Here is a 25288-nt window from a genome sequence, read left to right on the forward strand (position 1 = left end):
CAGCTCAGTGCAGCGGACCCACCACGCTTTCCGCGGCCCGCACCAGCGCGCCGGTCCTCGCGAGTTCGACGACGGCGCCGATCTCCGGCGCGAGATAACGGTCGGCACCCGGTCCCCCGGCGTGCTCCCTGACCGCCGTGATGACGGCCGCGGTGCCGGGGGCCGGTGTCAGCGGCGCCCGCATCTCGATGCCGCGTGCGGCGTTGAGCACCTCGATCGCAAGGACCCGGGTCAGCCCGTCGATTCCACGGCGCAGCTTGCGCGCGGCCGACCACCCCATCGACACGTGGTCTTCCTGCATGGCCGACGAAGGGATGGAGTCCGCGCTTGCGGGGGCGGCCAGCCGTTTGAGTTCGGAGACGATGGCGGCCTGGGTGTACTGCGTGATCATCTGACCGCTGTCGACGCCGGGATCGTCGGCGAGAAATGGGTTCAGACCGTGGTTGCGGGCGACGTCGAGGAAGCGGTCGGTGCGCCGTTCGCTGATGCTGGCCAGGTCGGCCACCACTATCGAGAGGAAGTCGAGGACGTAGGCCACCGGCGCACCGTGGAAGTTCCCGTTCGACTCGACCCGCCCGTCGCGGGTGATGACGGGATTGTCGATGACGCTTGCCAATTCACGTTCGGCGACCGCCCGCGCATGATCGGCGGTGTCCCGCGCGGCGCCCGCGACCTGCGGTGAGCATCGCAGCGAGTAGGCGTCTTGTACCCGCGGGCAGTCGTCCCCTCGGTGGCTGGCGACGATCGGCGAGCCGGCCAGCATGCGGGTGATGTTGGCGGCGGAGACGGCCTGGCCGGGATGCGGCCGCAGCCGCTGCAGATCGTCGGCGAAGACGCGGTCTGTGCCGAGTTGGCCCTCGACGCTCATCGCGGCGGCGACGTCGGCCAGCTTGAACAGGTTCTCCAGGTCGGTGAGCGCAAGCACCAGCTGGCCGAGCATCCCGTCGGTTCCGTTGATCAGCGCGAGACCTTCCTTCTCGGCGAAGGTCACCGGCGCGAGCCCGCGCTCGGCCATCGCCTCCCGCGACGGCTTCAGAGTGCCGTCGGCGGTGCGGACGTGCCCTTCACCCATGACGGCGAGCGCGACGTGCGCAAGCGGGGCGAGGTCACCGGAGCAGCCGAGGCTGCCGTACTCGTAGACGACCGGCGTCAGCCCGGCCGACAACAGGTCGGCGTAAAGCTGCGCGGTCTCAGTGCGGACGCCGGTGCGGCCGGTGGCGAGCGTCGAGAGCCGCAACAGCATCATGGCGCGGATCACCTCACGCTCGACCTCGTCGCCTGTGCCCGCCGCGTGTGACCGAATCAGACTGCGCTGCAACTGTGCCCGCTTCTCGTGCGGGATGTGGCGGGTGGCCAGCGCACCGAACCCGGTGGATACCCCGTACACAGGCGTCGCCTGCTCGGCGAGCGCCTCGATGTGAACGCGGCTGGAAGCAACGACCTCGAGGGCTTCGGCGGAGATAACCACCTGGGCATCGCGACGCGCGACGGCGACCACGTCGTCGAAGCTGACCGGGCCAACTCCGACAACGACTTTCGAGTCACTCATTGATTGCTGCTTTCCTTCATTCGGGTGCCACCGACCACGACCGTATCGATGATCGGAACACCGGGCCGGTAAGCGAGGTGGATGTAGGAGGGCGCGTCCAGCCTGACGAAGTCGGCCCGCATCCCCTTAGCGAGGGCGCCGATGTCGTCGCGCCGCAGGGCCGCCGCCCCGCCCGCGGTGGCAGCGCGAAGCGCCTCGGCGGGCGTCAAATGCATATCGCGCACCGCGAGCGCGATGCAGAACGGCATGCTGGTCGTGTAGGACGTTCCGGGATTGCAATCGGTCGCAAGCGCGATCGTCACGCCTGCCGCCACGAACCGCCGCCCGTCCGGCCACCGTGCGCGGGTGCAGAATTCGGCGCCGGGAAGCAGCGTGGCGACGGTCGAACTCGACGCCAGCGCCTCGAGATCGCTGTCGTCGGCGAAGGTGCAGTGGTCCACCGACGCGGCGCCCAACTCGACGGCGAGCTTGATCCCCTGCCCAGGGCCGAGCTGCGAGGCGTGCAGCCGCAGGCCGAGGCCAGCATCCGCGCCCGCTTCGAGGATCGTCCTCGACTCGTCGATGTCGAACGCGCCGCGATCGCAGAACACGTCGATCCACCTTGCCCTCGGCGCACACGCCGCGAGCATGTCGCCGGCCACCAGGTTGACGTAGTCGTCGCGGCGGTCCCGGTATTCGACGGGGACGACGTGCGCGCCGAGGAACGTCGTCTCATCGGTGACGTGGCCCGCGATCTCCAACGCCCGTCGTTCGTCGGCGACGGTCAGGCCGTATCCGCTCTTCGTTTCGAATGTCGTGACACCGCTTCGCAACAGCTCGGCGGCCAGCCTTGCGAGGTTGTCGGCCAGCTTGTCGTCGCCCGCCGCCCTGGTCGCCGACACCGTCGTCGCGATGCCGCCGCCGTCGTACGGCGTCCCGCTCATCCGTGCGGCGAACTCGGCAGACCGGTCGCCGGCGAAGATGAGATGGGCGTGGCTGTCCACGAAACCCGGTATCACGCTTGCCTTTCGGCAGTCCACCCTGTCGTCGACCGCGGGGGCGTGATCCGATGGGCCGATCCAGGCGATGCGATCACCGTCGACGACGATGGCGGCGTCGTCGATGATGCCGAGCGGTGACCCGTCGCCGTGGGACGGATCGTTGGTCACCAGCTCGCCGATGTTGTCGTACACAACGCTCATCGGCACCCCTCGATGGCCGATGCGAGTGCTTTCCCGACATCCGGCACGGCGGTGTGCTGCCGGTCGGCCACCACCCGGTGTCCGTCGACGATCACGTCCGTCACGTCGGCCGCGGACGCCGCGAACACCAGGTTCTCCACGGTCGCTCCCCCTCCTGCGGTCCGTATCGAGCCGATGTCGACGGCCACCAGGTCGGCGCGCGCGCCGACCGTCAACGCACCCGCGTCAGTCCAGCCGAGCGCGCGCTGCCCTGCGCTCGTCGCGGCATCGAGCAGCGTTGTCGCAGAGATGATCCCGCGTTCACGCCGGGCCAGCCGCTCGTCGAGCTCGACCGCGCGGGCCTCCTCGAGCATGTCGATCACGGCGTGACTGTCGGAGCCGAGGCTGAACAGTCCGCGGCCCGCGAGCAGTGCGGTCGCGGGGCCGATACCGTCGCCGAGGTCGCGCTCGGTGGTCGGGCAGAAACAGGTGCCGGTGGCGGTGGCGTCCATGTCGGCGATGTCTTGGTCGGACAGGTGGGTGGCGTGCACGGCCGTGGTCCGTGGGCCGAGGACGCCGTTGTCGCGCAGCAGCGCGGTCGGCGTGCGGCCGTGCACGGCGAGGCATTCGTCGACCTCGGCCGTCTGTTCCGACGAGTGCACGTGCAGGGGTGCTTCGTGGGCGTCGGCCCAGTCGACCACGGCGGCCATCTCGGCGGGCGGCACTGCGCGAACGGAATGTATTGCCGCCCCGACGATTACCTGTTCCGATCGGGCGTCGGAGACGAGCTGGTCGACCCGCTGCGCCCACTGGGCTGCGGTGCCGTCGCCGAACCGCTGCTGCGGCCCCTCGCACAGCGGCGCACCGTTGATGCCGGATCGCAGGTAGCAGGTGTCCAGCAGGGTCAGCCGCACACCGGCGTCGGCTGCCGCGGCGATCAACGCCTTGCCCATCTCGTTGGGGTCCGCATAAGGGCGCCCGCCCGTGTCATGGTGCAGGTAGTGGAACTCACCGACCGCGGTGATTCCGGCCAATGCCATCTCGGCGTACACGGCGGTGGCGAGCGCGCGGTAGCTGTCAGGTGTCAGTTGACCCGCCGCCTCATACATCAGCTTTCGCCACGTCCAGAAGCTGCCGCGGTCCCGCTGCGTGCGCGCCCGCAGCGCTCTGTGGAAGGCGTGCGAGTGCGCATTCGCCAGTCCCGGAATGACCAGCCCGCGAAGCACTTCCGCGGTATCCGCGGGTCGCGTCGATTGCTCGATACCGATGATCCGGCCCTCGTCGACGGTGATCTGCACCCCGTTCGAGACGTCGCCGTCACACCACGCGTGTTCGCACCAGAAGGTCTTGTGAGTCATGGCGCCACCCAGTCGGCCATCACGTCGGCCAGCGCCTCGGCGCCGGTTCGGCAATCGGAGATCTCGGCGTACTCGTCGGGTGAATGCGAGATCCCGGTGGGGTTGCGCACGAACAGCATTGCCGTCGGCACCTTGGCCGACAGGATCCCCGCGTCATGGCCCGCGGCGGTGGCGAGAACCGGGACGTCGCCTAGGCGCGACAGCGCCGCCTGGACTCTGCGCCGAGGGGCGTCCGGGAACGCGACCGTGGGCGTGACGGATTCGGCTTCGAACTCCAGCGTGATGCGGCCGTCGCGGGCGTATTGCGCTGCCGCGTCCCTGACCGCCTCGACGACCGTTGTCAGGGTGGCCTCGTCGGCCGCGCGGGCGTCCAGCCATGCGTCGACGCGGGACGGAATCGCGTTGGCCCCGTTCGGTGTGACCCGGACCTTGCCGAACGTCGCGACGCTGTCGTGCCGCGCGGCCTCGATGCGCGCGGCGTGCACCGCAGAAGCGAACGGCAACATGGGATCCCGCCGGTCGATGAGCCTGGTGGTGCCCGCGTGGTTGGCTTCGCCGCGGAAGGTCAGATGCCATCTGCCGTGCGGCCAGATCGATGATGCGACGGCCACCGGCCGTTTCATGTCGACCAGCGCCCTGCCTTGTTCGACGTGGAGCTCGACGTAAATGCCGACGCGATCGGTGAGTGTGTCGTCGACGCCGAGGTGCTCCGGCCGACGGCCCGCGTCGCGCAGCGCGTCGGCCAGCGTCGTGCCGTCGTTGTCCGTCAACGCGAGCGCGCGCTCCGGGTTCAGCGCACCGGTGCTCAGCTGAGAGCCGACGCAGGCGACGCCGAATCGCGCTCCTTCCTCGTCGGCGAAGGCGACGACGGCGATCGGGACAGCCGGGTCCACACCGCGGGCGCGGAGCAGATCGACGGCGTGAAACGCCGACACCACACCGAGCGGGCCGTCGAAGGCGCCGCCGTCGGGAACGGAGTCGAGATGGCTTCCGGTGACGAACGCGCCCTTCGGGTCTCCGCTCCAGCCGGTTGGCATCCACCAGGCCCATGTGTTGCCGTTGCGGTCCTCCTCGACGGTCATGCCGCGGCTCGCGGCCTCACCTGTGAACCATTCACGCAGCGTCAGGTCCGCGGCGTTCCATGCGAACCGGCGGTAGCCACCGGTGGACGGTTCGCGACCGACGTCAAGGATCGATTCCCATAGCGAGTCGAACGTCGTCATGCGTTCTCTCGCATCGGAATACGCACACCACGCTCAGTGGCCACCTGGGCGGCGTGCTCATAGCCCGCGTCGACGTGGCGGATGACACCCATCCCCGGGTCGTTGATCAGCACCCGTTCCAGCTTCTGCGCCGCGAGCTCGGTGCCATCGGCCACACACACCTGGCCCGCGTGGATCGACCGTCCCATCCCGACGCCGCCGCCGTGATGGATCGACACCCAGGACGCGCCCGACGCGGTGTTCACCAATGCGTTCAGCAGCGGCCAGTCGGCGATGGCGTCCGATCCGTCGGCCATGGCCTCGGTCTCCCGGTAGGGCGATGCGACCGAGCCCGAGTCGAGGTGGTCGCGGCCGATGACGATCGGGGCCGAGAGCTCACCTGATGCCACCATCTCGTTGAATTTCAGACCGGCCCTGTGCCGTTCGCCGTATCCCAGCCAGCAGATCCGGGCGGGTAGGCCCTGATAGGCGACCTTCTCCTCGGCCATCGTGATCCAGCGCCGCAGGTGGTCGTTGTCTCCGAAGAGTTCGAGGATCGCGCGGTCGGTCGCCTCGATGTCCTTCGGGTCACCTGACAGGGCCGCCCACCGGAACGGCCCCAGCCCCTCCTCGAACTGAGGGCGGATGTAGGCGGGAACGAAGCCGGGGAAGTCGAAAGCCCTGTCGTAACCGGCCTTTCGCGCCTCGTCACGAATCGAGTTGCCGTAGTCGAAGACCTCCGCGCCCTTGTCCATGAAACCGACCATCGCCTTCACGTGCCTGGCCATCGACAAGCGCGACTGTTCGGTGAAGTACACCGGATCCTTCTCGGCCATCTTCTTCATGTCCTCGAATGCCACGCCGACAGGCAGGTAGGTCAGCGGGTCGTGCGCCGATGTCTGGTCGGTGACGATGTCGATCGGTGCGTCACGATCGAGCAGTTCGGGAAAGACCTCGGCGGCGTTGCCGACAAGCCCGATCGACAACGCCCGCTTGGCATCTCGGGCATCGACCGCCAGCGCAAGGGCCTCGTCGACGCTGCTTGCCTTGGTGTCGAGGTAGCGGTGCTCGATCCGCCGGTCGATTCGGGACTCGTCGCAGTCGACGCAGATCGCCACCCCCTCGTTCATTGTCACCGCCAGCGGCTGCGCCCCGCCCATGCCGCCGAGCCCCGCCGTCAGTGTGATCGTGCCTGCAAGGGTTCCGCCGAACCGTTTCTTCGCAACGGCACCGAACGTCTCGTACGTGCCCTGCAGGATGCCCTGGGTGCCGATGTAGATCCACGAGCCCGCGGTCATCTGGCCATACATGGTCAGCCCCGCCGCCTCCAGCTCGCGGAACTTCTCCCAGTTCGCCCAGTCGCCGACGAGGTTCGAGTTGGCGATCAGCACGCGGGGCGACCAGACGTGGGTGCGGAACACGCCGACCGGCTTGCCGGACTGCACGAGCAGCGTCTCGTCGTCTTCGAGGGTCCGCAGCGTCGCGACGATCGCGTCGAACGCGGGCCAACTGCGGGCCGCCCGACCGGTGCCGCCGTACACGACGAGGTCCTCCGGGTGTTCGGCGACCTCCGGGTCGAGGTTGTTCATCAGCATGCGCAGCGCCGCTTCCTGCTGCCAGCCCTTGCACGAGAGAGTGGTCCCGCGCGGCGAGCGGACGGTGCGCGGCTCGGTCGTCGAAGTCATGCCATCAGCACACCCGATCACCGATCACCACATCCAGAGCCGGACGGGGAGTAACGTCTCGTATCCGAGACTTCTCCAGTAGGAGGTGCGAATGTCGAGCACCTCGCCGGCCGTCGGGCGGGCTCTGGACGTGCTGTTGTATCTGGCAGGACGCCCCGGCCCGGTGTCAGCCGCCGCGATCATGCGCGATCTCGGGATCCCCCGTTCGTCGGGATATCACCTGCTCGACGTGCTCACCGAGCGCGGGTTCGTGGTGTACGCAGCCGACCAGCGCGCCTACGGGCTCGGGGTGGCGGCGTTCGAGGTGGGCTCGGCATACCTGCGGCACGGGCCGCTCGAACTGCGCGCCCGCCCGATCCTCAAGAAGCTGGTCGCCCAGGTGTACGAGACATCGCACCTCGGGATCCTGCACGGCGCCGAGACGCTGTATCTACTTCGCGAGCTGCCGACAGCGATGCACATGGCGGTGACAGTCACCGGGATCGGCGTCCGGATGCCCGCGCACCTGACCGCCAGCGGCCGTGCGATCCTCGCGCATCTGCCCGCCGCGCAGGTGCGCGGGCTGTTCCCGTCGACTCGGGCGTTCGTGAACCGGACCGGTGAGGGCCCGGCGTCGCTGCCGGAGCTGCGGCGTGTGCTGCAGGCCGAGCGCAACCAGGGCTGGGCCGAAGAGGTCGGGCTCATCACCCCGGGGCTGCGGTCGGTGGCCGCGTGCGCGTTCGACCACACCGGTTATCCGTGTGCGGCGTTCAGCGTCACGCACCGCGTCGAGGGATCCCGCACGCCTGCAACAGAATTGGTGCGCGCGGTGCGCTCGGCGGCCCAGCAGTTGACGTGGGCGTTGTCCGGACGGCCGCCGGACGGATGGTTCGCGACCTAGGCGGGCGGTTCGGCCGGCTGTTCGGCCGGTCGCTCGGCGGGCAGCGGCGGCGGCAACTCCGTCGGCGACGTCGGCGTCGTCTCCTCGGACTCCGACGCACCTGGGCCGTGGAACTCAACCATCGGTTCCTCGCGCAGCACGTCGTTGCCCTCGCTGACCACGAGGGACTTGGGGGTCACCAGGTACTCGATTCCGTCGTTGGCGGCGATGTACCCGTTCGTGGTCTCCTTTGCGGGGGCGATCAGCTTGGCACCGTCGCTGATTCGCACGCCCCGTACTCGAACGTGCCGTCTTCCAGCTTGCAGATCGCGAGGCGGGAGTCCGCAGTGCTTCCGAACATGACCGCCGTCGCGGGCGGGGCGCAGCGGGCCGTCGAGTTCAGATAGCCCGCGTCGTCGGTCTCGGGGGCGGCGCCGGCGTTCGGCATCGTGACGACGGCCGCCGTCGCCATCGCGGCTATCACAAACACCGTGCGAAACACGCGTACAGATTAGCCGGTCGAGACGGCTCCGAGTTCATCGAAGGAGTCGTTGATGACGCACCGTTCTTCGCCGGCACCAACATGTCGCGTCTGAAGGGCAGGCAGGTGGAATTCTTCGCCGCCGCCCTCGGCGGGCCGCTGCCCTACACCGGAGCACCCATGCGTCAGGTGCATCAGGGACGAGGAATCACAATGCACCACTTTGACCTCGTGGCAGGCCATCTCGCCGCCAGCCTGGGCGCCGCGGACGTGTCCGAAGACACCACCGCACAGATCCTGGCCGCGATTGCGCCGCTGGCCGAGGACATTGCGACCAGTGCGGCCTGAATTGCGCTATTGCATTAGCGGCCAGGCCCGTTGGGCCACTTGAGCATCGAGCCGGCATCGACACGGATGTGCTGGCCGGTGATGTAGCGGCTTTCCTCGCTGGCCAGGAACACGGCCAGGTTGGCGATGTCCTCGGGCTCGACGTACGGAATCGGCATGGCGTTGAAGTAGGCGAATGCCGGCTCGGCGTCCTCGCGGGTCGGTTTCTTGCCTTCTGCCGTCATGTCCGGGCGGAACACGCTGTAGATGCCGTCGTTGTGCAGCAGGTGGGTGTTGACGTTGGTCGGGTGCATGGCGTTGACGCGAATCATCTTGGGCGCCACCTGAAGACACAGATGGTCGACGTAGTCGATCAGCACGCGCTTGCTCCAGCCGTAGCCGGCGCCGCCGGGGCCCATCATCGGGTTGTCGCTGGTGCCCTTGATCATGCCCGCGGTCGAACCGGTGATGATGACCGAAGCGCCGTCGGGCAGATGCGGCAGCGAGACCGCGACGGTGTTCATCACGCCGAGGAGGTCGACGTCGGTGGCGTCGACGAAGTGCATCGGGTCGAACTCCTTGCCGAACGCCATCGGCAGAATGCCCGCGTTGGCCACCACGATGTCGAGCTTGCCCATATCGGCGACGCCCGCCTCGAGCGCGTCGCGCAGTTCGTGGCGCTCGCGCACATCAGCAATCCTTGCGAACACCCGCCGGCCGAGCGCCTTGACCTCCCGCTCGACTTCCGCCAGGTCATCGGGGGTGGAGAGCGGGTAGGGGTTCGATTCGATGTTGCGGCAGATGTCGATGACGATGATGTCGGCGCCTTCCTTCGCCATCGCCAGCGCATGTGCGCGCCCCTGCCCACGAGCACCGCCCGTGATGAAAGCAACCTTGCCTTCGAGCCGTCCAGCCATCTGTCCTCCGCGCCAGAATGTGATTCTCTTAAGACGCGAACCTAATTTACGTACCCCGTTTAAGCAACGCTTGGCTCGCGATTCCACAGGTTCTCGCAGCTCATTCCCAGTCCGCGCTCCTACCGTCGGCTTGGGGGATCGCTTAGCGGAGGTAACGAAATGAACATCAAACGAGGCGTCGCAGCCACCCTGATCGCCGGCGCAGTCGGACTGTCCAGCCTGGGGCTGGGCAGCGGCGTCGCCAGCGCTGCCACACCTACGCCGACCTGGGCCGCGAGCCATGCGGTCGATGCGCCGACGGTCCAGACCGTGGGCTGGCACGGCCGAGGAGGATGGGGCCACCACGGGCACGGATTCCGGGGATTCAGAGGATATGGCCCCGCCCACTTCCCGGGCTGGCACCCGTGGGGCTTGCGGCACTGGGGCTGGTAGCCGGGGATACCGCGCTGATCGCCCGGCCTTTTCGGCGTTGCCGCACTGGCATTTTCGCCCCGCAGCGCCACGAGCGTATGGCCTATGGATGTAAAACGGCCGATGCACGTACGTAGCCCATACGCTCGCGGATCAGGGCGCTAAACGACGCTAGGACAGTACAAGTTTGGCGGCTGACCGCACGGCGGCCGTGACACGCTCGACCGTAGGGCTGTCGAGCTTCCAGCACTGCCAGAACAGCGGGACGTCCAGGGTGACGTCCGAGATCTGGACGAACGAGCCCTCATCGAGCTGCGCGGCGGCCAGGGTCGACGGGAACATCCCCCATCCCAACCCGGCGTGGACCGCGGCGGCGAACCCTTCGGCGGTCGGGACGTAGTGCACCGGGCGGGTGACGGCGCGTCGGAATACCTTGCGTACCAGCAGGTCCTGCAGCGCGTCGTCGCGGTTCCATGCCAGCGACGGTGCCGCCGCCACGTCAGCCGCGGTGAAGCCGTCAGGAAGGTAGCGCCGGACGAAGTCCGAGCTGGCCACCGGTACGTAGCGCATGGTCCCGAGCGGTTCGACTCGACACCCGGCCACCGGTGCGCGCTCGGTCGTGACGGCTCCCATCACCGTGCCCTCGCGCAATAGCCGCGCCGAGTGGTCCTGGTCCTCGATGCGGATGTCGAACAGCATGTCGTCGAGGTCGCCGAGGACCGCGGTGAACCAGGTCGCCATCGAATCGGCGTTGACCGCGATGGCGATGCGGGTCCGCTGGCCCGAGCCGCCGCCCATCTCGGCCAGCGTCTCGGCCTCCAGCAGGGCGGTCTGCGCGGCGAGCCGGAGTAGAGGCGCACCCGCCGGCGTCGCCGTACAGGGCTTCTCCCGACGGACCAGGACTTGACCGACACTTTGCTCCAGCGCCTTGATCCGCTGACTGACCGCCGAGGGCGTGACATGCAGGCGCGCCGCCGCCGCGTCGAAGCTGCCGTGCTCGATCACGGCGGCGAAGGCGGAAAGTTGCTGGCCGTCAATCTCCACATTAGAAATGTTAAGCCGCCGTCGATAGTGATTAGCGTCACTTCACGGCAAGCCTGGATGTGGTAAGGCAACAAAACGCGTTGTTCATGTTGTCGGCTCGCTGCAAGCTCAATCTCAGCTGACGGTCGCATCATCGGAAGTGAGCTTGAGCGCGCGCAGGAAGACACAGTCCCCCGCGCGCCAGCGCAAACGATACAGACCATCGCGGATAGGGGATCGTGATGACGACACCACGGCCAGGCGGCAGCGGGGTGAGCGCCGACACAGCGCTCACCGACCCTGCCATGGAAACCTTTGAACTACGTATGCCGGGCGGCGTTCTCGGTCGGTTGTTCGACCGCAACGGGCTGATACGAAGAACCGACCGGATCGAAGCAGCCGTCCTGGCGCTGGTGATGATCATTTCGCTGGTGGCTCTGCCGTTCGCCGCGGCCTTCGGCACCGCGGTCTACGACTCGCGTCGCGACGCCCTACTGTCAGAGGCACAGAGCAGGCACGTCGTCACGGCGACGATCACCGAGGGACAGCCGGACAAGCGGCCCCCGGCCCGTATCGGCGCCGAGCCGACCGACACCAAACCGGTCGAGGCTCGATGGTTCGTCGACGGGATGGAGCGGACGGCGACGGTTTCGGCCCCGGAGACCGCAAAACCCGGCGATCCGATCGACATCTGGGTCAACGATGCCGGTGAGGTCGTCGGTCCCCCGCCGGCCAGCGTCCAGGCTGCTGTGGACGGTGTGACGACGGCGGTCGTGCTCTGGGCGGGCGTCTGTGCCGCAGGGGCGGTGGTGTTCGCGCTCACTCGGATGGTGTGTGACCGCATCCGTTCGGCTGCGTGGGAGCACGACATCGACCGGTTGAGCCAGGCGCTCTAGGGCCGCTTCAAAGGCGTTGTCGCATTCCGACAACCGCGCCGGTGCCGGTTGTGTGAGCCGGGCAAGCCGGCGCATCGCCGCCGCCACCACCATAGAAGACGAAAGGACACGAACATGAGCACCCACAGCGTCGAGATGAGGCGTCGCGCCGGCGTCCGTCGGCGGCGCGACGTGGCCTCGCGGCGTCCTTATCCCGGCATCGAAGTCCCCGACGACTTGATGGATCACCGCCCGAAGGCGGCAGCGCCCGGTTGCCAAACAGCGCGGCGACCGACGGCGCGAGCTCGCCGCCACGGCATGACAGGCACACAGGAGGATCGAATGTCACCTACAGCACCGACTTTGAGCACCCTGCACAGGCGACTGAAAAAGGCGCACAGCAAGATTCGGGAACTGGAGGCGCGGCAGGCCGACCTGCTCGCCCGGCTCAACGCGCTCGATGATGCTGACCGCCCAGCCAACAAGGAGCCCGTCGACGCATAAGCCGTTTCCCGGCCTAACCGGTCATCCCGTGCGCGACCCCACGGTGATGGTCACCTCCTGACGCTGGCCGCCCCGCTCGAGCACGAGCGGCTGCTGCGAGCCAGGGGCAGTCCTACGGAGTGCCGCGAGGAGGTCTTCCACCGACTTGATGGGCTGACCGGCGAACTCGACGATGACGTCGCCGGGCCGGACGCCCGCTTCGGCGGCGGGTGCGGCCCGGTCCAGGGCAAGCACCAGCGCCCCCTCTTCGCTGCGGACGCCAAGGCTGCGCCGCACCGACGGAGTGACCGGGCTGAGCGACAGGCCGAGATATGGATGGGTGGCCACCCCCTTGGCCAGCAGTTGCTCGGCCACATCCAGCACCGTGGCCGACGGGATCGCGAATCCTATCGACACCGCGCCCACTTCGGGCGGGATGTAGGCCTCGTTGATTCCGATCACGCGACCATTCGAATCCAGAAGCGCCCCTCCCGAGTTCCCGGGAGAGATGGACGCGTCGGTCTGAATCAGATCCACCAGCGACGCGCTCTGTGCGGCCGCACCCGGGATATCGCGGTGCAGGCCCGAAACGACACCCACGGTCACCGAATTCTCGAATCCCAGCGGACTGCCGATGGCGATGGCGATTTCGCCCGCCCTCGGCAGCTCAGCGCGGTACTCGGGCACCGGCAGGTTCTTGCGCTCCGAGCGCACCACCGCGAGATCGGTCACGGTGTCGGTGGCCAGCACCTCTCCGCGCGAGCTGGTGCCGTCGGCGAATTCCAGAGTGACCTCGCCGGCGTTGCCGACCACGTGCGCGTTGGTGACGACGACGTCGTCGCGCAGCACGACCGCGCTGCCGACACCCCCATCCCGGCGTACGGTCGCCACGCTGGGGCTGAGCCGCTCCACCAGATCGGCGAAGCCGGCGATCGAAGGCGGGGCGGGCGACGTGGTGGTCGTGGTCGCCTGGCGCTCAGAAGTGGGCTCGGGAGATCCCGAGGGCTGCTCTGCTGTGCTGCACGACGTCACGCCGAGCGCCGTCACCAGCGCGACGGTTGCAAAGTGAATGCGGTTCATGAGCCGTATTTACCCCACCACGACGGCCTTAGACCACCACCTCGCCATTCCGAATGTCGATGCGCAGTCCTACACATAAGAACGGCTAATGATCCTTCAACATCTTTAGCTTTACTGATCAGCGCTTCGTTTTTAACGTCGATGGCATGACCTCGCCGCTGATCGTGGGCTTCATCGCCTCCTTCACGCTGATCGCCGCCATCGGAGCGCAGAACGCCTTCGTGCTGCGTCAGGGCATCCGCGGCGAGCACGTGCTGCCGGTGATCGCGTTGTGCACGGTCAGCGACATCGTGTTGATCTCCGCCGGCATCGCGGGCGTCGGCGCGCTCATCAACGCGCACCCGGGCGCAGTGCACATCGCCAAGTTCGGCGGCGCGCTGTTTCTGTTCGGCTACGGCCTGCTGGCGGCGCGCCGGGCCTGGCGTCCCTCGTCGCTCAAGCCGTCGGACGACGCCCCCGCGCGCCTGACCGGAGTTCTGTTGACCTGTGCGGCAATGACTTTCCTCAACCCGCACGTCTACCTCGACACCGTCGTGCTGCTGGGCACCCTGGCCAACGAACACCAGGACGGCCGCTGGCTGTTCGGCGTCGGGGCGGTCACCGCAAGCGCGGTCTGGTTCTTCAGCCTCGGCCTCGGCGCGCGACGGCTCGCGGGGTTGTTCGCCACACCGATGACATGGCGCATCCTGGACGGGATTATCGCGGCGACGATGGTCGGACTCGGCGTCGCGATGCTCGCCTCGTGATCCGTCAGGGTGTTTCCGGCGGCACTCCGCAGCGATTCCGGAAGTCGACCGACGGCTGCCTGATCGCCTGAAGATCACTTCGGACAGTCGGATTGGCGTCCAGGTAGGTACGCACCTGCTCACCGAGCTGATCCTTCGGTTGTCCCTTGAGGCTGGTGAAGAAGTCGTTGACCTCGGGATGAGTGGTGAGGTAGTTCGACGTCTCGAACGTGACGCCTGACATCACCCGCGCCAGTTCAGCGGCCGTGCAAGGCGGCGGCTCCGGCGGCTGCGCGGAAGCGACGGCGGCGCCGGAAAGCAGCGCGCCGACAACGGCTCCGGTGCCGATCACTCCCGCGATCACGGGGCGTGTTGAGAGCAACATGTTGGCTCCTTCATCGTTTGGTTGACGGTTCGCCGCTTCTCAACGACGCGGTCCAATGCCTCCGCCCCCGCCGGGGCGATCTGGCCTGTCGGGCCGGCCAGGATCCCAGGAGATGTCGAGATCCCATTCGGTGCCGCAGTACCAGTCGTATTCGCATGGATACGGCACGACGGGTGTGGCGGCCCTCGGCACGCCGTCGGCGCCGCGCACGGTGCCCTGCGCACAGACCGTGGACCCGCCCGCGTAGTTACAGTCAGCCGCGGCCGGCGCCGCGCCGACAACAATCGCGATCGGAGCCGCTACCGTAGCCAGCCCCATCGTCATTAGACACCTCGAGGTCCACATCGCGGCCCCCTTTCGGAGCATGGCCGATATCGGCGAACACTATGCGCATGCGTCGGCGGCCGAGGCAAATCCGCAATTTAAGACGTTGCATAGTTTGCATTCATATGGCGGTAATGACAGCCTCTCCTTCCTGTCGTGGCAACGGTTTTGAAGACGGCGAAAATCACCGCTGCCCCTTCGCCAATCGCCATTAATGCACTTGCCCCGGTGCTAACGTCGTGCTCCACATGGGGGCCGAAAAAGGGATGATCATGGCCGCGAATGAAAATGACTGGAGCAAGCCAGCGGCGATGGCCATCCCCGAGGAGGGCTACTTCAAACTCGAGCGGGGACGATACGGTCCCGTCTTCCCAAGGACACCGGCCTGCCACGGGTTCTCGATCATCGCCAAGGTGAAAGAGGGCCGCGAGGAGGCGGTGCGCGCCTACGGCAAGCAGATCGAAGATGCCATCAAAGCCAGCCCTGATGTGCTCGCACCGTTGCGGCTGCACTATCTGCGGTGGGTACTGTTCGACGTCGGCTCGGGCTTGCATTTCCAGTACCAAGGCATCTTCGACACCGACTTCGACAAATACACCGAAGACGCCGTTCAGTTGTTCAGCCAGACCGGAATCACCACGGTGTTCACCAACCTCGAGGGCTTTCCGGAAGATTGGAAGGAAAATCCCGAGGCGTTTATCGCGTTCGTCCGTGACCACCAGGTGCCCAGTTTCCTGGAATACGGCGAATACCCGTATGTGACCGCCGACGAGATCAAGAAGGCGCTTCGCCTGAAGGCAGCCTTCTCCGACATGCTCGACCAGATGCAATGAGCCGGCACCGGTGCTTGAACTCGACGACATCCAGCACATCCTGCTGACGAGAACACCAGCCCTCACAGGCCGCTACGAGTTCCTGTCCTTCGAGACGCCCGCGGGCGGGCAGGCGTGGTTGTCTGAACTGCTCGACAAGACGCAGTCGGCCGCCGACGCCGTTGACACGATGGACGACACCCACCGTTGGGTCACGTTGGCGTTCACCTGGACTGGGCTCAAAGCCCTCGGTGTCCCCGACGAATCGCTGCAGACATTTCCGGAGGAGTTCCGAACCGGCATGGCCTCGCGCGCCGACATCCTCGGCGACACCGGAGCCAGCGCGCCAGAGCACTGGGTCGGCGGCCTCGCAGGAAATGACCTGCACGCGATCGCAATCCTGTTCTCGCGCAGCGAGGAACAATGCCGGCGCTCCGTCGACGAGCACGACAAGCTGCTGGCCAGAACGCCCGGAGTGCGCAGCATCTCGCACCTCGACCTGAACGCGACACCGCCTTTCAACTACGCCCACGACCACTTCGGCTTCCGCGACCGACTGTCCCAGCCGGTGATGAAGGGTTCCGGTGAAGAACCGACTCCCGGCTCGGGGGCGGCGTTGGAACCCGGCGAGTTCATCCTCGGCTATCCCGACGAGAACGGTCCGGTCGCCAATCTTCCCGAGCCAACGGTGTTGTCCCGCAATGGCAGTTACATGGCCTACCGGCGCCTGCAAGAACACGTCGCGGCCTTCCGCGACTATCTCAAACAACACGCCGACACCGCCGAAGACCAGGAACTCCTGGCGGCGAAGTTCATGGGCAGGTGGCGCAGTGGCGCGCCACTGGTCTTGGCGCCGGGCAAAGACGATCCGGTGCTCGGATCGGACCCGTTGCGCAACAACGACTTCAACTACAAGGAGATGGACCCGTTCGGGTACGCGTGCCCGCTCGGTTCGCATGCGCGCAGGCTCAACCCCCGCGACACTGCGCACTACATCAACCGTCGTAGGATGATCCGCCGGGGTGCGACCTACGGGCCCGCACTGCCCGAGGGCGCGCCCGACGATGGCGTCGACCGCGGCATCGCCGCCTTCATCATCTGCGCCGACCTCGTGCGTCAGTTCGAATTCGCGCAGAACGTGTGGATCAACGACAAAGCCTTCCACGAACTCGGCAACGAGCACGACCCGATCTGCGGCACCCAGGACGGCACCCTCGACTTCACCGTTCCCAAACGCCCTATTCGCAAAGTGCACAAAGGCATTCCGGCTTTCACGACACTGCGTGGCGGCGCGTATTTCTTTCTTCCCGGGATGAACGCGATGCGCTACCTGGCCTCGCTGTAGAAACTGAAAGGTCATCATGCGCGCTCGCACCTACAACCAGAGCCATATCCCCCGACCCCACACCGGTGGGCGCCGCGTCAGCATCTACTGGACGTGGAGCTATCCCTGGGAGTCGCAACGCGATCCCGCGGTGATCGAGAACCGCTTCTCCACCATCACCGAGGTCCGCAACGTCTTATGGCCGGCCTACGAAACCCCCGAGTACGACGCCGCCAACTTCCTGCAGGGGATCGCGGGCACGCTCGAGCTGTTTCATCGGTCGACGCTGGCGTTCCAACAACTTGTCGAGGAAGCCACCGGCCAGCCCGTCGCAGTCTTCCAGCGCATCGATCAGGCCGGCTACAAGCTGCCGATCGACGAGCGGATCCTGGCCGACACCGACACGCTCATGGTGTTCGGCCTCGACCATCTGCTCTCCGAACAGGAGGCCTCCCCCGAGGAAGTCGACGCAATCACCGAGTGGCTCAAGCGCGAGGGCACCTGCCTGCTGCTGGCGCCCCACCACGATGTCGGCTTCACCGACGACTTCGCGCAACGGCAGGTCGAGTACGAACACCATGGCGACCGTCTGGTGCCCCGGCAGCAGCGGTTCGGGCAGTACACCCGCTCACTGATGAAGGCGCTGCGCGTGCCCGTGCACAACACGTGGGGATTGCGCCCCGCCGTCGTGGAAGGCACCAAGCAGATCGCGCCGCTGACGGCGATCCGCGACCTCGACACCCCGCGACTGTTGGACAACGTCACCACTTTCAACTTCCACCCCCACCTGCCGCACTACGCGCTCACCGCTCCCGAGGGCGACGGTCTGCACGTGCTCGGCCGCCAACGCGTCGACCCCAACCGGCCTCATCCGTTCACCGACGCGGGTGACACCGAATTCAATGCGCTGATCTGGATGCCGCCGACCGGGCAGCGCGCAGGTGACATCCTGCTCATCGACTCCACCCACTTCACCACGCTGTTCGGCGGCACCGACAGCCTGAAGAGCCTGTGGCAGAACCTGGCCACGATGCGATGATGAGGCATGCCCACCGCCAAGGCTGTCTTCATCACCGGTGCAGCCGCCGGGATCGGCCGCGCCACCGCGCTGACCTACGCCGCAAAGGGTTACACCGTCGGCGGCTATGACATCGACGAGACGGGCCTGCAGTCGTTGGCCGACGACGTCGCCGCGCGCGGCGGGACACCCGTCGTCAGCCATCTCGACGTCACCGATTCACGCGAGATGGCGCAGCGGGTAGGCGAATTCGCCGATGCGGCCGGCAATCGTCTCGACGTGATGATCAACAACGCGGGCATCCTGCGAGCCGGGCGCTTCGAGGACATCGCGCTCGAGGCCCAGCTGGCCGAGATCGACATCAACGCCAAAGGCGTCGTCAACGGGCTGCACGCCGCCTTCCCGTACCTGCGGTCGACGCCCGGCTCGGTGGCCGTCAATCTCGCGTCGGCCTCCGCGATCTACGGGCAGCCCGAACTCGCCACCTACAGCGCCACGAAGTTCTTCGTGCGCGGCATCACCGAGGCGCTCGATCTGGAATGGAGCCGCTACGGCATCCGCGTCATCGCCATCTGGCCGCTGTACGTCAACACCGCAATGACCGAGAACGTCCACACCGGCACCACCGAGTCGCTCGGCATTCGGTTGACCGCCCAGGACGTCGCCGACGCGATCGTCGCCGCCGTCGACCCGCCGCTCCTGCGCCGCGTCATCCATCAGGTGCACTTCCCGGTGGGCGCGCAGACGAAAGCGTCGGCACTGTCCGCCCGGCTCCCGCTGTGGCTGCAGCGGCTGCTCAACAAGCACGTCTCGGGCATGTAGCGCCGTTTCGATTCTGGCTGATCGCAACCCTTCCCGACCGCGGCACGCCTCCCTAGCGTTTGCCCGCATGAATGAGGACTGGCTCGCGGTCATCGTCGGCCTGACGTTGTTGGCGCTGGTGCTTGTCGGCGCGATTCCGGGGAGCGTGATCCCGTGACCGAGCGGACCGACGAGCGGGCCGGCGCGGCCGAAACCACCGAAGGCAAACCCGTCCTCGGATACGCGATCGCAGGCGTGGCCGTCGTTGTCGCGCTCGGCGCGCTGACTCGGTTCCTGGAGGCGCAGGTGCCGGCGTGGGCGGCGGGCACACGGCTTGCGGGCGTCGCCAAGTCGATCGAATTTCCGGTCTACGCCATCGCTTTGGGCCTGCTCGGCAACGTCATCGTGACCAAGCTCGCCCTGCGCGACGCGCTGGCTCGCGGGTTCCGCACGGAATTCTTCATCAAGACGGGTCTGGTGCTGCTCGGCGCGTCGATCAATCTCAAGGTGCTGGTGACCGCGGCAGCACCGGCGATCGTTCAGGCCCTGCTGCTGATCACGATCGTGTTCGGCTTTACGTGGTGGCTCGGTGGGCGGCTCGGGCTCGACGACAAGCTGCGGGCGCTGCTCGCCTCCGCGGTGTCGATCTGCGGGGTGAGCGCCGCGATCGCCGCAGCGGGCGCGGTCCAGGCCAAGAAGGAGCAACTCGCCTACGCGGCGTCGCTGGTGATCGCGTTCGCGCTGCCATCGATCTTCCTGCTGCCATGGCTGGCCGACGTGTTCGGACTGTCCGACGCGGTGGCGGGCGCGTGGATCGGCGGCAACATCGACACCACAGCCGCCGTCGCGGCCTCGGGCGCCATCGCCGGAGAGAACGCGCTGCAGATCGCCACCATCGTCAAGACCACGCAGAACGCCTTAATCGGTGTGGTCGCCATCGCGCTGACGGCGTACTTTGCGTTGAAGGTCGAGCGCCGAAGCGCGCAGGAGGCCCGTCCAACGCTGGGCCAGTTCTGGGACCGATTCCCGAAGTTCGTGCTCGGCTTCATCGCCGCCTCGATCATCGGCACGCTGTATCTGCAGTGGGTCGCCGACGGCAAGGCCCAGATCGCGACGGTCAACGATCTGCGGACGTGGTTCTTGAACTTCGCGTTCGTCTCGATCGGTCTCGAGTTCTCGGTGAAGGGCCTGCGCGAGGCGGGATGGCGGCCGATCGCGCTGTTCGCCTCGGCCACCGTCGTCAACATCGTGGTCGCGCTCGGCCTGGCCACCGTCCTGTTCGGCAACTTCACCGTGGGATAACGGCTACTCCTGGATGTCGAGCACCGGTGTGGGCCGTTGGAATCCGCGAGTCACCGCGAGCAGCCACATGAATCCGGCGGCCAGCCAGATCAGCCCGACCACCAGCGTCACGCTCGAGAGGCTGAACCACAGGTAGGCGGTGAGCAGGAAGCCGATACCCGGAAGCACCACGTTGTTGAACACGCCGGCACCACCGCGCTCGCCCGCCTCGACGAAGTAGTGCTTGATCACCGTCAAGTTCACCGCCGAAAACGCCACCAGCGCACCGAAACTCACGATCTCCGCCAGCCTCGACAGACCGAGGACGAGGGCCAACAGCGAGATGACGGAAACCACCAGGATCGCGTATGCCGGGGTGCCGAACCGCTGCGCGACATAGCCGAAGATCTTGCGCGGCAAAATGCCGTCGCGCCCCATCGCATACAGGATGCGAGCCACCGAAGCCTGCGACGTGATGGCAGAACCCAGCGCGCCCGCCACATACGCCGCGGTGAAGAAGGTGTCCAGGAACTTGCCGCCCGCTGTCATCATGACATCGAGCGATCCGGCGTCGACGTCGGCGAAGTGATTGGACGGGAACACCAGCTGCGAGACGTACGACAGGATGATGAAGATGATCCCGGACGCGACGGTCGCGATCATGATGGCCCGCGGCACCGTCCGTTTCGGATCCTTTGCCTCCTCCGAAAGGGTTGAGACCGCGTCGAATCCGAGGAACGACAGACACAGGATGGCCGCACCCGCAAGGACGGGGTGGAAGCCACCGGCGGTGCCGTCTCCGCGCAGCGGAGCCATGAAATCCACTGTGCCGTACCCGGACAGCTTGATGCAGGCCAGCGCGATGAATACCGCGATGAAGATGGCTTGCACCGCGATGATCACAAAGTTCGCCCGCGCCACGTTGACGATGCCGACGATGTTGAGCACCGTGACGATCAAGATCGTGACGAGGACAATCACCCACTGGGGAATTTCGGGGATCGCAGCGTTGAGATAGATGCCTATGACGAGGTAGTTCAGCATCGGCAGGAGAAGGTAGTCCAACAACAGCGACCACCCGGCGAGGAAGCCGATGGGCGCGCCGAAGGATTTCTGCGTGTAGGTATATGCCGAGCCCGCAATAGGATACGCCGTCGACATGCGGGCATACGAACGCGCCGTGAATACCATCGCGGCCAGGGTGACCACATACGCCAGCGGCACCCGCCCGCCGGTGACCTGCGTGACGATGCCGTAGGTGGTGAACACGGTGAGCGGCACCATGTACACCATCCCGAACAGCACGAGCGACGGTGTGCCGAGGACTCGAAGGAGTTGGCCCTCCTGCTCCGATGACGGCGGCGGGACCGTGGGATCCACTGACGCGGTTGACGACATCGACTCTCCTCTACTTGGTGGCGGTGTACACCGGCCTGCCGCGCAGATACGTGGCACGAACATTCAGCGCCGGGAGTTCCAGCGCTGCAACGGTCCTGGGGTCACGGTCCAGCCAGACCAGATCGGCGCTCGCGCCGCGCACAAGCTCGCCCCACTGCGCGTCGGCGAACGCCTGGTAGGCCACGGCCGCCGAGTAGGCGCTCAGCGCCGGCTCGATCGGCAGTATCTCGTCGGGCGTCCAACCGCCGTCGGGCTCGCCGTCGACGGTCTGCCGCGACACAGCCACCGAGATGCCGTCCAGCGGTGCACCCGACGACACCGGCCAGTCGGAGCCGAATGCCAAAGGCGCGCCGGACTCTTCGAGGCTGCGGATGCGGTACTGCTTGGCGGTGCGTTCGGGGCCGAGCCGCGGCTCCGTCAGCACCGTCATCAACGCGTCGAGCTGCGCCCACAGCGGCTGCATGTTCGGAATGACGCCGAGCGCAGCGAATCTGCCGATGTCGGCGTCGTCGACCAGTTGTGCGTGTGCGATCACGGGTCGGCGGTCGCGCGGGCCGTTGCGTCGCCTGACATGTTCGATCGCGTCCAGCGCTTGACGCACCGCCGCGTCACCGATCGCGTGGATGTGGATCTGGAAGCCCAACTCGTCGACCTGGCGCGCCGCCTCCGCCAGCGAGTCACCCTCCCAGTTCTGCATCCCGTGGTTGTGCAGCGCGGTGCAGTACGGCTGCAGCAGCGCACCTGTCTCGTTCTCGATGACGCCGTCGGCGAAGAACTTCACCGTCTGCGCCGTCAACAGCGGCGATCCGGCCTCGTCGACGCGGCGTCTCGCGTCGGCGAAAGTCGTTACCTGCGAGTCGAAGTAGCGTGGATCGGCATAGAACGCGAGGTTGAACCGCATGCGAAGCGCATCGCGGCGCGCCGCCTCGATGTAGGTGTCGACATCGGCGGGTTCGACCCAGGCGTCCTGCACCCAGGTCACGCCGCGCGCCAGGTAGTAGTCTGCGGCGGTACCCAGCGCCGCGACCCGGACGTTCTCGTCGCGCGCGGGCATGACGGCCTTCATCAAATCCATCGCGCCCCATTCGCGCAGCGTGCCGAGCACCGAACCGTCGTCACGACGCGGAATCTCGCCGAGCACCGGATCGGGCGTGTCCGCGGTGATGCCTGCGCGCTGCAGCGCAACCGAATTGCACCACATCGTGTGGTAGTCCCAGGCCCCCAGCACTACCGGCCGGTCGGGCACCGCGGCGTCCAGCCATCGCGCGTCGAACAGCCCGCCCGGTGCCAGACTGCTTTCGTAGGACGCCCCGATGATCCACTCGTCGTCGGGATGCTCGGCAGCGAATTTGGCTACCGCCGAGACGATTTCGTCGACAGATTGACACGGCCGCACCTCGGGGCCGGCTTTCTCCAGACCGCCGTAGAGCGGATGCGCGTGGCCGTCGCCGAACGACGGTCCCAGAAAGCCGCCGCCGAGATCGATTTCGTCGGCATCCTTGGCCAACGCCACCGCGTCGTCGCCGAGCGCCTGCACCACCCCGTCATCGATCAGCAGCGCGGTCGTGTCGCCGGCCGATCCGGTCCAAATCACACCGTTTTTGAATATCGTCGCGCTCACCAGCGGCACCCTACGTGCGAATCACTTGACGACGCATGTCGGCGCGTGGCCTGTGCCGTACGGCCGGGCCGGATCGACGGGGGCGGTCAACGCGGCGTAGCTGTCGGGCCGGCGGGTCAGCAGGAACGGAAACAGCGCCAGCCAATCGCGACGCTGGTCGAGATCGAGGTCGGCGACGAGGATCGCCTCCTCGTCGCGGGGCACCTGCACCAGCACGCGGCCGTAGGGATCGGAGATGAACGACGAGCCGTAGAAGGACAGCGCGCCCTCGTCACCGGTGCGGTTGGGCACCACCATGAACAGGCCGTTGCTGATGCCGTTGGCCACGATCACCTGCTGCCACAGCGGCTGGGTGTCGAAGCTCGGGAACTTCGGCTCCGAACCGATTGCCGTTGGGTAGGCCACGATTTCGGCGCCGCCGAGCGAGTAACAGCGGGCCACCTCGCCGAACCACTCGTCCCAGCACGTCGGCATGCCGATGCGGGCGTCGAGACCGTCGGGCGCGTACACCGGGTACGGGTCGTCCTCGGCGGGACCCGGGCGGAAGTAGGTGTCTTCGTAGTAGCCGGCCGAGATCGGAATGTGCATCTTGCGGGTGCGGCCGACCAGTTCGCCCGCCGGCGACACCAGGATCGCGGTGTTGTAGCCCAAACCGTCTTCGGCGGGCGCCTTCTCGTAAAGCGAGGCGTGCACGTAGATGCCGTTGGCGACGGCGGCATCGGCGGCAAGCGCGAAGGTCGGGCCGCCGGTCAGGTCCTCGGCCGCGGCGCCGGGATTGGGTCCGGCGGGGCGGTCGGCGGGATAGCGCAGCAGGGTGATTTCGGGCAGGAAGACGATCCGGGCCCCTTCGGCCGCCGCACGGTCGATGCCGCTGCGCAGCGCGTGCGCCAGCTCCTCGGCGTCGGGGCGCCATCGGTGCTGAACGAGTCCGACCCGCAGCGGCGCGCGCTGCGACGACGTGCTGCGCGACAGGGGTTCAGCGGCATCAGACGTCAGTGTGATCACGGATGAACGCTCCTAAAGCGAAAAGGCGTTCGTTAGTTTGACCCCGCATTCTTCCGTTCGCAAGCAGATGCGAAAAACCCCGGCGGTAGCTACCGCCGGGGCCTTCGTCAGAGGAGGTCAGTTGATGCCGACGACGTCCTTGGCGATGTCGGCAAGGCGTGTCTGAGCTGCAGAGATCACTCCCTGCCGGTTCTTGTGCGCCTCTTCGTACGCGATGATCGTGCGGATGTCGGCCGGGTCGTCGAGATCCTTGATGGCGGCCACGGCCTGACCCACGTTCAGGTCGGCGTAGTCGGCGATCGGCAGTTCGTCGGCGTCGAGCACGCCGGTGGCGCTGCGCACGGTGTGCAGTGCATCGGCGGTGCCGTCGGCCCCTTCACCGCGAACAACCTTCTCGGCGGTCTCCAGCGCCGCGTCCCGCGTCGCCGTCAGCGTCTTGCGTGCCACGTCGCGGGCCTGCGCACTGCGGTTCAGCAGCTCGCTGACCGTCGGCGGCCCCGAGCGCACGGTGTCGATGGCCTTGTCCAGTCCGCGCACCGACCACGTCATCGGCACATACGCCAGCCGCACGGCCGCACCGGTCGCGGCCTGCAGCGGCGTGCGTCGCAGCGCGGCAGGGCCACCGAGAGCGTCCTCGGCCAGCACCGTCGTCAGCCACTCAACGGTTGCGCTATGCGCAGTGATCAACCGCTCGGCCAGCGCCTGCACGTCCTTCTTGTCGGCGGCGACCGCGAGCGCCTTCAGGTAGCGGGCGCGGTCGAGCAGCTGGTGCTCGAGCGCCAGATCCCCGAGCAGCGCCTCGTCGAACGGCTGCGCCTGCTCGGTGAGCGCCTTGACCGCCGCGGCCGCACGGCCGATGAACGGCCCGATCACGTCGGGGTAGCCGCCGAGATCGCGGATCGCCTGTTCGATGGCCTCGGCGCGTTCGCGGCCGTTTTCGGCGTTCTGCGAGAGTTCACGTCGCACCGCCTCGGTGCGCGCCTGCACCAATCGCGTTTCGGCGACCTGGATTTCGGTATTCGTCAGATCAAGGATGGCGCGCAACTGCGCCAACAATGTCGATGTCGTGGTTGTCATATACGTCTTTCTTCCTCAGCGTTGACTTGAAGTGTCGGCGCGAGGTGCACCACTGTCTGGCTACCCGAACGGCGTTGGCCGCTAAACGCGTAGACGTGTCGGGTTGG

The 25288-nt window shown here is 67.0% G+C and carries 27 protein-coding genes; 12 read left to right on the forward strand and 15 right to left on the reverse strand.

Going from position 1 to position 25288, the window contains the following annotated elements; translation table 11 throughout:
* Window positions 1–4: 4 nt before the first annotated feature.
* The 5 genes from hutH to hutU are packed head-to-tail and all read right to left on the reverse strand — an operon-like array spanning window position 5 to window position 6954.
* Window positions 5–1549: a histidine ammonia-lyase gene (gene hutH, locus CQY20_RS05130; RefSeq protein WP_097938677.1), complete on the reverse strand. Its 1545-nt coding sequence runs from the start codon at window positions 1547–1549 to the stop codon at window positions 5–7.
* Window positions 1546–2730, reverse strand: coding sequence for an imidazolonepropionase (hutI, locus tag CQY20_RS05135; RefSeq protein ID WP_097938680.1), 1185 nt, complete (start codon window positions 2728–2730; stop codon window positions 1546–1548). Before hutI ends, hutH begins: the two co-directional genes overlap by 4 nt.
* Entirely contained in the window at window positions 2727–4067 is a 1341-nt protein-coding gene (locus tag CQY20_RS05140; RefSeq protein WP_097938681.1) for a formimidoylglutamate deiminase, read from the reverse strand. Before CQY20_RS05140 ends, hutI begins: the two co-directional genes overlap by 4 nt.
* Entirely contained in the window at window positions 4064–5290 is a 1227-nt protein-coding gene (locus CQY20_RS05145) for an allantoate amidohydrolase (RefSeq protein WP_097938683.1), read from the reverse strand. Before CQY20_RS05145 ends, CQY20_RS05140 begins: the two co-directional genes overlap by 4 nt.
* Window positions 5287–6954 (reverse strand): urocanate hydratase, encoded by a 1668-nt coding sequence (gene hutU / locus CQY20_RS05150; protein ID WP_097938685.1) that lies wholly within the window; start codon window positions 6952–6954, stop codon window positions 5287–5289. The genes CQY20_RS05145 and hutU overlap by 4 nt, the downstream gene beginning before the upstream one ends.
* Window positions 6955–7045: 91 nt before the next feature.
* On the opposite strand from hutU, the gene CQY20_RS05155 reads away from it, so the two are divergent.
* The gene (locus tag CQY20_RS05155) at window positions 7046–7834 is read left to right on the forward strand and encodes an IclR family transcriptional regulator (RefSeq protein WP_097938687.1); all 789 of its coding nucleotides are present in this window, start codon (window positions 7046–7048) and stop codon (window positions 7832–7834) included.
* Here CQY20_RS05155 and CQY20_RS35375 read toward each other — a convergent pair.
* Entirely contained in the window at window positions 7831–8103 is a 273-nt protein-coding gene (locus CQY20_RS35375; RefSeq protein ID WP_234816106.1) for a hypothetical protein, read from the reverse strand. The genes CQY20_RS05155 and CQY20_RS35375 overlap by 4 nt on opposite strands.
* Complete coding sequence (locus CQY20_RS35380; RefSeq protein ID WP_234816107.1) at window positions 8076–8315, reverse strand: hypothetical protein; 240 nt, start codon at window positions 8313–8315, stop codon at window positions 8076–8078. The genes CQY20_RS35375 and CQY20_RS35380 overlap by 28 nt, the downstream gene beginning before the upstream one ends.
* A gap of 36 nt (window positions 8316–8351) precedes the next feature.
* On the opposite strand from CQY20_RS35380, the gene CQY20_RS05165 reads away from it, so the two are divergent.
* Window positions 8352–8642 (forward strand): group I truncated hemoglobin, encoded by a 291-nt coding sequence (locus CQY20_RS05165; RefSeq protein WP_371871111.1) that lies wholly within the window; start codon window positions 8352–8354, stop codon window positions 8640–8642.
* A 14-nt stretch (window positions 8643–8656) separates the two neighbouring features.
* Here the strand turns inward: CQY20_RS05165 and CQY20_RS05170 are convergent, their stop codons facing one another.
* Complete coding sequence (locus tag CQY20_RS05170) at window positions 8657–9538, reverse strand: mycofactocin-coupled SDR family oxidoreductase (protein WP_097938691.1); 882 nt, start codon at window positions 9536–9538, stop codon at window positions 8657–8659.
* Window positions 9539–9697: 159 nt separating this feature from the next.
* Here CQY20_RS05170 and CQY20_RS34425 point away from each other — a divergent pair, with 159 nt between their 5' ends.
* Window positions 9698–9970 carry a hypothetical protein gene (locus tag CQY20_RS34425; protein ID WP_133119021.1) on the forward strand — a complete coding sequence of 91 codons (273 nt, stop codon included), beginning with the start codon at window positions 9698–9700 and terminating at the stop codon, window positions 9968–9970.
* A gap of 150 nt (window positions 9971–10120) precedes the next feature.
* On the opposite strand, the gene CQY20_RS05175 is transcribed toward CQY20_RS34425, so the two are convergent.
* Entirely contained in the window at window positions 10121–10993 is an 873-nt protein-coding gene (locus CQY20_RS05175) for a LysR family transcriptional regulator ArgP (RefSeq protein WP_097938693.1), read from the reverse strand.
* A gap of 221 nt (window positions 10994–11214) precedes the next feature.
* Here CQY20_RS05175 and CQY20_RS05180 point away from each other — a divergent pair, with 221 nt between their 5' ends.
* Complete coding sequence (locus CQY20_RS05180) at window positions 11215–11868, forward strand: Rv1733c family protein (protein WP_133119022.1); 654 nt, start codon at window positions 11215–11217, stop codon at window positions 11866–11868.
* A 342-nt stretch (window positions 11869–12210) separates the two neighbouring features.
* Window positions 12211–12351, forward strand: coding sequence for a hypothetical protein (locus tag CQY20_RS34755; protein ID WP_163700992.1), 141 nt, complete (start codon window positions 12211–12213; stop codon window positions 12349–12351).
* 21 nt (window positions 12352–12372) lie between these two features.
* Here the strand turns inward: CQY20_RS34755 and CQY20_RS05185 are convergent, their stop codons facing one another.
* Complete coding sequence (locus CQY20_RS05185) at window positions 12373–13410, reverse strand: S1C family serine protease (RefSeq protein ID WP_097938695.1); 1038 nt, start codon at window positions 13408–13410, stop codon at window positions 12373–12375.
* Window positions 13411–13556: 146 nt separating this feature from the next.
* Between CQY20_RS05185 and lysE the strand changes: the two genes are divergently transcribed.
* The gene (gene lysE / locus CQY20_RS05190) at window positions 13557–14156 is read left to right on the forward strand and encodes an L-lysine exporter (protein WP_097938696.1); all 600 of its coding nucleotides are present in this window, start codon (window positions 13557–13559) and stop codon (window positions 14154–14156) included.
* 4 nt (window positions 14157–14160) lie between these two features.
* On the opposite strand, the gene CQY20_RS05195 is transcribed toward lysE, so the two are convergent.
* The gene (locus tag CQY20_RS05195; protein WP_097938697.1) at window positions 14161–14520 is read right to left on the reverse strand and encodes a heme-binding protein; all 360 of its coding nucleotides are present in this window, start codon (window positions 14518–14520) and stop codon (window positions 14161–14163) included.
* 112 nt (window positions 14521–14632) lie between these two features.
* Between CQY20_RS05195 and CQY20_RS36165 the strand changes: the two genes are divergently transcribed.
* From CQY20_RS36165 to CQY20_RS05230, 6 genes are all read left to right on the forward strand, one after another.
* Window positions 14633–14767 carry a hypothetical protein gene (locus tag CQY20_RS36165; protein ID WP_371871032.1) on the forward strand — a complete coding sequence of 45 codons (135 nt, stop codon included), beginning with the start codon at window positions 14633–14635 and terminating at the stop codon, window positions 14765–14767.
* Between the two features lie 349 nt (window positions 14768–15116).
* On the forward strand, window positions 15117–15677 hold the full coding sequence (locus tag CQY20_RS05205) for a hypothetical protein (protein WP_097938803.1): 561 nt from the start codon (window positions 15117–15119) through the stop codon (window positions 15675–15677).
* A gap of 10 nt (window positions 15678–15687) precedes the next feature.
* Window positions 15688–17001, forward strand: coding sequence for a Dyp-type peroxidase (locus CQY20_RS05210; RefSeq protein WP_097938698.1), 1314 nt, complete (start codon window positions 15688–15690; stop codon window positions 16999–17001).
* Window positions 17002–17017: 16 nt separating this feature from the next.
* Window positions 17018–18019 (forward strand): hypothetical protein, encoded by a 1002-nt coding sequence (locus tag CQY20_RS05215; protein WP_097938699.1) that lies wholly within the window; start codon window positions 17018–17020, stop codon window positions 18017–18019.
* A 6-nt stretch (window positions 18020–18025) separates the two neighbouring features.
* Window positions 18026–18820 (forward strand): SDR family oxidoreductase, encoded by a 795-nt coding sequence (locus CQY20_RS05220; RefSeq protein ID WP_097938700.1) that lies wholly within the window; start codon window positions 18026–18028, stop codon window positions 18818–18820.
* Between the two features lie 153 nt (window positions 18821–18973).
* Window positions 18974–20101, forward strand: coding sequence for a YeiH family protein (locus CQY20_RS05230; protein WP_097938702.1), 1128 nt, complete (start codon window positions 18974–18976; stop codon window positions 20099–20101).
* 3 nt (window positions 20102–20104) lie between these two features.
* On the opposite strand, the gene CQY20_RS05235 is transcribed toward CQY20_RS05230, so the two are convergent.
* From CQY20_RS05235 to CQY20_RS05250, 4 genes are all read right to left on the reverse strand, one after another.
* The gene (locus CQY20_RS05235; protein WP_097938703.1) at window positions 20105–21478 is read right to left on the reverse strand and encodes an APC family permease; all 1374 of its coding nucleotides are present in this window, start codon (window positions 21476–21478) and stop codon (window positions 20105–20107) included.
* 10 nt (window positions 21479–21488) lie between these two features.
* A complete protein-coding gene (locus tag CQY20_RS05240; protein WP_097938805.1) occupies window positions 21489–23099 on the reverse strand; it encodes an amidohydrolase in 1611 nt (536 codons plus the stop codon).
* Window positions 23100–23120: 21 nt separating this feature from the next.
* Window positions 23121–24104 (reverse strand): nitrilase-related carbon-nitrogen hydrolase, encoded by a 984-nt coding sequence (locus CQY20_RS05245; protein ID WP_097938705.1) that lies wholly within the window; start codon window positions 24102–24104, stop codon window positions 23121–23123.
* 117 nt (window positions 24105–24221) lie between these two features.
* On the reverse strand, window positions 24222–25181 hold the full coding sequence (locus CQY20_RS05250) for a DUF8129 domain-containing protein (protein ID WP_097938707.1): 960 nt from the start codon (window positions 25179–25181) through the stop codon (window positions 24222–24224).
* Window positions 25182–25288 lie beyond the last annotated feature (107 nt).

Source organism: Mycolicibacterium agri (assembly GCF_002553505.1).
In the GTDB taxonomy this organism is placed as follows: domain Bacteria; phylum Actinomycetota; class Actinomycetes; order Mycobacteriales; family Mycobacteriaceae; genus Mycobacterium; species Mycobacterium agri.